Origin of the sequence: Halorubrum kocurii JCM 14978 (genome assembly GCF_000337355.1) — an archaeon.
Classification (GTDB): domain Archaea; phylum Halobacteriota; class Halobacteria; order Halobacteriales; family Haloferacaceae; genus Halorubrum; species Halorubrum kocurii.
In genome coordinates this window covers 1-7,072 of the sequence record NZ_AOJH01000015.1, presented here as the reverse complement: position 1 = coordinate 7,072, position 7,072 = coordinate 1, and the positions used below count along the sequence as shown (strand labels likewise).

Here is a 7,072-nt window from a genome sequence, read left to right as displayed (position 1 = left end):
CTCACCGTGAAGAACGACGAGACGCTGGAGCTCCTCGCGGAGACCGCCGTCTCGCAGGCGGACGCGGGCGCGGACATGGTCGCCCCCTCGGCGATGACGGACGGGCAGGTGCGGGCGATCCGCGAGGCGCTTGACGACGCGGGCCACGAGGCGGTGGCGCTGATGAGCTACGCCGTCAAGTACGAGTCCGCCTTCTACGGCCCGTTCCGCGACGCGGCCGACGGCGCGCCCGCGTTCGGCGACCGACGCCACTACCAGATGGATCCCGCGAACCGCCGCGAGGCGCTCCGAGAGGCGCGGATCGACGCCGAGGAGGGCGCGGACGTGCTGATGGTGAAGCCCGGGCTCCCGTACCTCGACATCGTCGGTGACCTCCGGCGGGAGTTCGATCACCCGATCGCCGCGTACAACGTCTCCGGCGAGTACGCGATGCTGCACGCGGCCGCGGAGAAGGGGTGGCTCGACCTGGAAGAGACCGCCCACGAGTCGCTGCTGTCGCTCAAGCGCGCGGGCGCGGACCTGATCATCACGTACTTCGCCGAGGATCTGGCCGAGCGTTTATAACCCGCAGCGGGTGAGAACTGACGCTCTCAACATCTGTCCACCTCGGTGCGCGCCTGTGAACGGCCGCCGTGGCGGCCGTGAGGAGCGCGTGCGAGGGAGTCGGCCACTCTCCGCGTCGCGGAGAGTGGCCGACGAGGCTGGGGTGAGGTGCGGTTGCTGTGCAGTCGGGGGGGACTCAAAGGGGCAGTCGCCGGCGCGAAGCGGCCCGCTGCCGCGAGTTGTCGCGGCTGGGGCTTTGGAGGTGTTTGGTGCAGCCGATCTGCCAACCGCTATTTATAAACAAAAACTCGGATCGGTCACACCACCTGTTCGCCGTCATCGTCGTACACCTCGATGGCGTCGACCGGGCAGACCCGCGCCGCGAACTTCGCGTCGAACTCCTCGCCGTCGGGCACCTCGACCACGAACACGTCTTCGTCCTCTTCCTCGCTCCCTCGTAGGTCGGCCTTCCCGTCGTTCAGGTTCTTCTCGAAGGCGTCCCACTCGGCGACGCACTGGTACATCCCGACGCAGGTGTCGCGGTCGAACTTCACGCGCATACCCTCCGTTCGACGAGGCGGTACAAAGCGCTGACGACGGCTTACGGTGGATCACTGAATCGTGTGACTGACCGATCGCGGGTCGATGCCTCTGCGGCGGACTCCTCCAAAGCCCCGGCCGTGAAGACGGCTGCCCCTTTGATCCCCGTCCCGCACCGCAACCACCGGAAGACGGTCACACGGTTTCACCGCGTGAGCAATCGAGACCTTCGGTCTCGCCCTGTTCCTGCTCGCTCACTGCGTTCGCTGCGCGGGCTGCGACGTCCGTGCTCCTGCTCGTTCCCGTCGGTCGCTCACGGGAACGCAGCCTCACACCTCCCCAGCCTCGTCAGCCACTCTCCGCGACGCGGAGAGTGGCCGACTCCCTCGCGCGACGCTCCTCGCGGCNCCCCAGCCTCGTCAGCCACTCTCCGCGACGCGGAGAGTGGCCGACTCCCTCGCGCGACGCTCCTCGCGGCCGCCTCCGGCGGCCACTCGGAGGCGCACGCCAACCGCAATCATCGAGATCGAACTCTCCCGCTCGTCGCTCCGCCCACCGCGACCGTCCTTTTTAAGCGTCGCAGGCACCCATCGCCACGTATGACCACGGTCTGGCTCGTCGATCGGCAGTTCGACTCGAAGGGGCTCGTGCGGCTCACCTACGCCACGGAGGACGGCGAGCGGATGCACACGAAGGAACTCGCCGAACAGCGGCTCGTCACGGGCGACGGCGTCACCGCCGGCCGCGAGGTCGAGGAGTCCGCGCTCGGGGAGAGCCCGGCCGACGAGGTCGAGCGGTTCGCGTCGGAGGCCTCGAAGATGGCTGCGGAACACGACCTCGACGACGTCGTGTGAGTCCCGAGGCGGACGACGCGGCGTAGCGCGCGCCCCCACAACCGAGGCCGTTAAGGGGGAACCGGCGGAACGTGAGCGTGAAATGCCCAGTGGTGAGTACGACCCCGACACCGTCGAGCCGCGGTGGCAGCGGCGATGGGTCGACGAGGAGACGTACGCCTACCCCGACGACGACCCGGTCGACCCGAACACGGTCTTCTCTATCGACACGCCCCCGCCAACGGTATCGGGGAGCCTCCACATGGGCCACCTGTACGGATTTACCCTTCAGGACTTCGTCGCGCGCTTCGAGCGCATGAACGGCGGGGAGACGTTCTTCCCGTTCGGCTACGACGACAACGGGATCGCCTCCGAGCGGCTGACCGAGGACGAACTCGACATCCGCCATCAGGACTTCGAGCGCCGGGAGTTCCAGGCGAAGTGCCGCGAGGTCTGCGCGCAGTACGAGGAGCAGTTCACCGAGAACGTCCAGTCGCTCGGCGTCTCCGTCGACTGGGACCACACCTACCAGACGATCGAGCCGCGCGTCCAGCGCGTCTCCCAGCTTTCGTTCGTCGACCTGTACGATCAGGGCCGCGAGTACCGCGAGAAGGCGCCCGCGATCTGGTGTCCCGAGTGCGAGACCGCTATCTCGCAGGTCGAGACCGAAGACGACGAGCAGGCGAGTCACTTCAACGACATCGCCTTCTCCGTCGCCGGGAGCGACGACGACGACATCGCCGACGAGTTCGTCATCTCGACGACCCGCCCCGAACTCCTCCCGGCCTGCGTCGCCGTCTTCGTCCACCCCGACGACGACGAGAATCAGGGTCTCGTCGGCGAGTCAGCCGAGGTCCCGCTGTTCGGCCACGAGGTGCCGATCATCGCGGACGAGCGCGTCGATATGGAGACGGGCTCCGGCGTCGTGATGTGCTGTACGTTCGGCGACCAGAACGACATCGAGTGGTACCAGGTCCACGACCTGGACCTCCGGGTCGCCATCGACGAGTCCGGTCACATGACCGACGTCGCCGAGGAGTATGAGGGGATGCACTCCTCGGAAGCCGGCGAGGCCATCGTCGACAACCTCGACGAGGCGGGCGCGCTGCTCGACCGCCGCGACATCAGCCACACCGTCAACGTCCACGAGCGGTGCGGCACGAGCGTTGAGTTCCTCGTCACCAAACAGTGGTACATCGAGATGCTCGACAAGACCGACGAGTACCTCGAAATCGGCCGGGAGATGGAATGGTCCCCGGAGAAGATGTTCAGCCGGTACGAGCACTGGGTCGAAGGGCTCCAGTGGGACTGGCTCATCTCCCGCCAGCGCTCTTCCGGCATCCCGTTTCCCGTGTGGTACTGCAAGGACTGCGGCGAGGTCGTCGTCGCCGAGAAGGCCGACCTGCCCGTCGATCCGCTCTCTGACGACCCGCCCGTCGACGCGTGCCCCGCGTGCGGGCACGACGAGTTCGAACCGGAAGACGACGTGCTCGACACGTGGGCGACGTCCAGCCTCACTCCCCTCATTAACGCCGGCTGGGACTGGGACGAGGACGCCGGGGAGTTCACGATGGAACACCCAGAGCTGTATCGGTTCGACCTCCGCCCGCAGGGCCACGACATCATCAGCTTCTGGCTGTTCCACACGCTGGTGAAGTGCTACGAGCACACCGGCGAGGTCCCGTTCGAGGAGACGATGATCAACGGCCACGTCCTCGACGAGAACCGGGAGAAGATGTCCAAGTCCGTCGGCAATGTCGTCGAGCCCGAGGCGGTGTTAGCGGAGTTCCCGGTCGACGCCACGCGCTACTGGGCCGCCGGCACCGCCGTTGGCGACGACTTCCCGTTCAAGGAGAAAGACCTCCGCGCGGGCGAGAAGCTGATCCGCAAGCTGTGGAACGCCTCCAAGCTCGTGGAGTCGCTGGCGCCGGAGTCGTATCCCGACGAGCCCGATGACGGGGAGCTCCGGGAGCTCGATCGGTGGCTGCTCGCCGAGCTCGATGACGAGGTCGAGCGGCTCACCGAACTCTTCGAGGACCGCGCGTTCTCGAAGGCCCGCGATGAGCTCCGGAGCTTCTTCTGGAACACGTTCTGTGACGACTACCTCGAGATCGCCAAGCAGCGGGACGACGACGCCGCGGCGTACACGCTTCGGACCGCTCACCGGCGGTTTCTGAAGCTGTTCGCCCCCCTGCTCGCGCACGTCACCGAGGAGCTGTGGCACGACATGTACGCGGACGCCGCGAGCGATCCGGCGACCGACGCCGCTGCCGCCGACGGCGCCCGCGACTCTGTCCACCTCGCCGACTGGCCCGAGCCGATCGGGATCGACGCCAACCAGGACGCGGGTGCGGCCGCCACCGCCGTCGTCGGGACGCTGCGGAAGTACAAAAGCGAGAACCAGCTCCCGCTCAACGCCGAGCTGGACGCGGTCGAGGTGTACGCCGATGTCCACGGTTTCGAGGACGACATCACCGGCGTGATGCACGTCGCCGACCTCACCGTCCACCCCGACGATGACGCGCCGGTCCAGACGGTGGTCACCGGGATCGACCTCGACTACGCGACGGTCGGTCCGAAGTACGGCGATCAGGTCGGAGACATCGAGGCGGCGCTCGCGCAGGGGGAGTACGAGATTGACGGCGACGAGCTCCACGTGGCGGGCGTCACGCTCGTCGACGAGGAATTCGCCGTCGAAGAGGAGCGGCAGTACCAGGGCGACGGCGAGCTGTTAGAGGCCGACGACGTGGTCGTCATCGTCCGCGACGAGGGGTAATAGACCGTTCCTGGCACAGCTCCGACTACAGGTCCACGCCGACGGCGGCTTCGACCGAGTCGAATCCGTCCCGATCGAGCAAGTCGAGGACTCCCTCGTTGATCTCGCGTGCGAGGCTGGGCCCCTCGTAGACGAGTCCCGTGTACAACTGTACGACTGACGCGCCCGCTCGTATCTTTTCGTACGCGCCCTTTGCGTCCGAGACCCCGCCGACACCGACCACCGGAACGTCGGTGCGTTCGGCGACAAATCGGATCCGTTCCGTGGCTATCGATTCGATCGGTTTCCCGGAGAGCCCACCGCGCTCGGCCCGCTGAGGACTTTTCAGCGAATTCGGACGGGACGTCGTCGTGTTGGTCGCGATGACGCCGTCGAGGCCCAGATCGTCCACGACCCCGAGCGCATCCTCGACGGCCGGTTCTGGGAGGTCCGGTGAGAGCTTCACGAGGAGGGGATCGGCCCCCGCGTCCGCGAGCGTACCGAGTATCTTCTCTAACGCCGCACGGTTCTGGAGCTCACGAAGGCCCGGTGTGTTCGGACTCGAGACGTTGACGACGAAGTAGTCGCCGGCTCCCGCGACGCGCTCGTAGGTGTACAGGTAGTCGTCTGGGGCCTCGGCAAGCGGCGTCGACTTCGACTTCCCGATGTTGATCCCGACCGGTATTTCCGGGAGTTGCTCTCGCTTGAGCCGTTCGCCAACGATGTCGGCGCCCTCGTTGTTGAACCCCATTCGGTTTATCAGCGCCTCGTCTTCGCGCAGCCGGAACAGTCTCGGTCGCGGGTTCCCCGGCTGTCGCTCGGCCGTAACGCCGCCCACCTCGACGTGGCCGAACCCCAGTGCGGCGAGCGCCCGCGGGACCTCCGCGTTCTTGTCGAAGCCCGCCGCGACGCCTACGGGATTCGGAAACTCGTTTCCGAACGCCTCGACACGTAGACGGGGGTCGTTCACGGCGAGCCGATCGCGGAGGACGTCGGTCACCGGCGTCGTTTGTACCGCCCGTAACAGCCGGTGTGTCAGGCCGTGTGCGGTCTCAGGCGGGAGCCCGAACAGCACCGGTTTCAGCAGATCGTACGCGCCCATCGTTTCGGTCTCGTCACGGACGGCAATCAATCCGCCGACCGCCGTCGAAAGAACAGTTCGCGCGCAACTCGTCTCCCCGGCGTCTCGATCCGCTCTTGGAAACGTGGTTCGGCGGAGGTTTCGAACCGGCTCAGAAGTCGTGCTCGAGGTCTTCGGGGCTGGAGTCGGCCTTTTGGATGATTATCTTCCCGTCTCGGACTCGAACGAAAACCTCGTCGCCGATCTCCATCCCGGCGACGGCGAGCTCGTCTTCGTGGAGATTCACGTGGACGTTGTGGTACTCCCCCTCGTCGTCCTTGGCGCCACTGGGGCTGAGCTTCTTTTTACGGACCATCGCGGTTGTACTGGTCGCACTTCGCCATAGCAGACACATAAGTGTTGTTTACCCGAACAGGCCTCCCCGCGACGCCCGTTCCGTCCGCGTCGTTCGCCCAACGTTGCGATCGATCGGCGTCGGATCTCGGGCCACGGAGTTGCTTCGCTATCCCCGATCGTTTCTCGAACCGCTCCAGTGACCAGTCGAAACCGCTAGCCCGTGCGGAGTCAGTATATAAATGTTTTGCAGTCCAGCTTTCATTTCCCCGATATATTTATTACAGACTGTGTGTTGGGTTCGCATGGAGCATAAACCATGGTACGTGAAGACGGTAAGCGAAACTTCGCCCTTCGAGAGGAAGACGGATCGGAACCGAGTGAGTTCTCCGGAAACATGCCCCGTCAGGCCGCGCTCAAAGCCGCTCGAACGCTTGAGCCCGCGCCTTCAGAAGAGGAGGCGGAGCGAGTCACGCTCCGGCTCCGTGAGAAGGGCACACAAAAGGTCCACGAGTACGAGGGTTGGGCCTGGAAAGACAGTGCCCCCGAGGTCGACGAGGCCGACGACGACTTCTGGCTCAACGACCTCGACGACATCACGAAGGCGAACGTCTCGAAACAGGGGATCGAGTACATCGACGACGAGTAGCCTTCGAGTGCCGACCGCGTTTTTTGCTGTGCCAGACCGCGTAGCTATCCGTCCGTTCACACTTCCCCGTCATGAAACCGCATGACGTGGCGCCGGTAGTTCGACGAGGTTAAATACAACCCGGCCATCGTGACTAATGCGAAGAACGCACCTGCGAACTCGGGCCGTTCAACTCGGCCCGGTTTCGCTGGGTCTGAAACGCTTCGATGGGTTTATGTCCCCTCGAAGGGAATAATCAGATCCGCGAAGATGAGGATTTCGCCCCCTGCGCTCCGGCGTAAGAGGAAATCTGATGTGAGCCGTGGTAGTTCGGTGTCATCCAGGTCGCTGGCTGTACC

General features: G+C 65.4%; 7 protein-coding genes. 4 read left to right on the top strand and 3 right to left on the bottom strand.

Annotation, left to right across the window (positions count from 1 at the left end; genetic code table 11):
- Positions 1–564 (top strand): porphobilinogen synthase (gene hemB, locus C468_RS01815; RefSeq protein ID WP_008847170.1); only part of this gene is annotated, 564 nt, incomplete at its 5' end.
- 296 nt (positions 565–860) lie between these two features.
- On the opposite strand, the gene C468_RS01810 is transcribed toward hemB, so the two are convergent.
- Positions 861–1,103 carry a ferredoxin gene (locus tag C468_RS01810; protein ID WP_008847169.1) on the bottom strand — a complete coding sequence of 81 codons (243 nt, stop codon included), beginning with the start codon at positions 1,101–1,103 and terminating at the stop codon, positions 861–863.
- 579 nt (positions 1,104–1,682) lie between these two features.
- On the opposite strand from C468_RS01810, the gene C468_RS01805 reads away from it, so the two are divergent.
- Entirely contained in the window at positions 1,683–1,937 is a 255-nt protein-coding gene (locus tag C468_RS01805) for a hypothetical protein (protein ID WP_008847168.1), read from the top strand.
- 82 nt (positions 1,938–2,019) lie between these two features.
- Complete coding sequence (locus tag C468_RS01800) at positions 2,020–4,692, top strand: valine--tRNA ligase (RefSeq protein WP_008847167.1); 2,673 nt, start codon at positions 2,020–2,022, stop codon at positions 4,690–4,692.
- Positions 4,693–4,717: 25 nt separating this feature from the next.
- On the opposite strand, the gene C468_RS01795 is transcribed toward C468_RS01800, so the two are convergent.
- Together C468_RS01795 and C468_RS01790 are read right to left on the bottom strand one after the other, a co-directional pair.
- Complete coding sequence (locus C468_RS01795; RefSeq protein WP_008847166.1) at positions 4,718–5,773, bottom strand: quinone-dependent dihydroorotate dehydrogenase; 1,056 nt, start codon at positions 5,771–5,773, stop codon at positions 4,718–4,720.
- Positions 5,774–5,903: 130 nt separating this feature from the next.
- Positions 5,904–6,107: an AbrB/MazE/SpoVT family DNA-binding domain-containing protein gene (locus C468_RS01790; RefSeq protein WP_004048031.1), complete on the bottom strand. Its 204-nt coding sequence runs from the start codon at positions 6,105–6,107 to the stop codon at positions 5,904–5,906.
- 297 nt (positions 6,108–6,404) lie between these two features.
- Between C468_RS01790 and C468_RS01785 the strand changes: the two genes are divergently transcribed.
- Entirely contained in the window at positions 6,405–6,734 is a 330-nt protein-coding gene (locus tag C468_RS01785) for a non-histone chromosomal MC1 family protein (RefSeq protein ID WP_049911891.1), read from the top strand.
- The last annotated feature ends 338 nt before the right edge of the window (positions 6,735–7,072 follow it).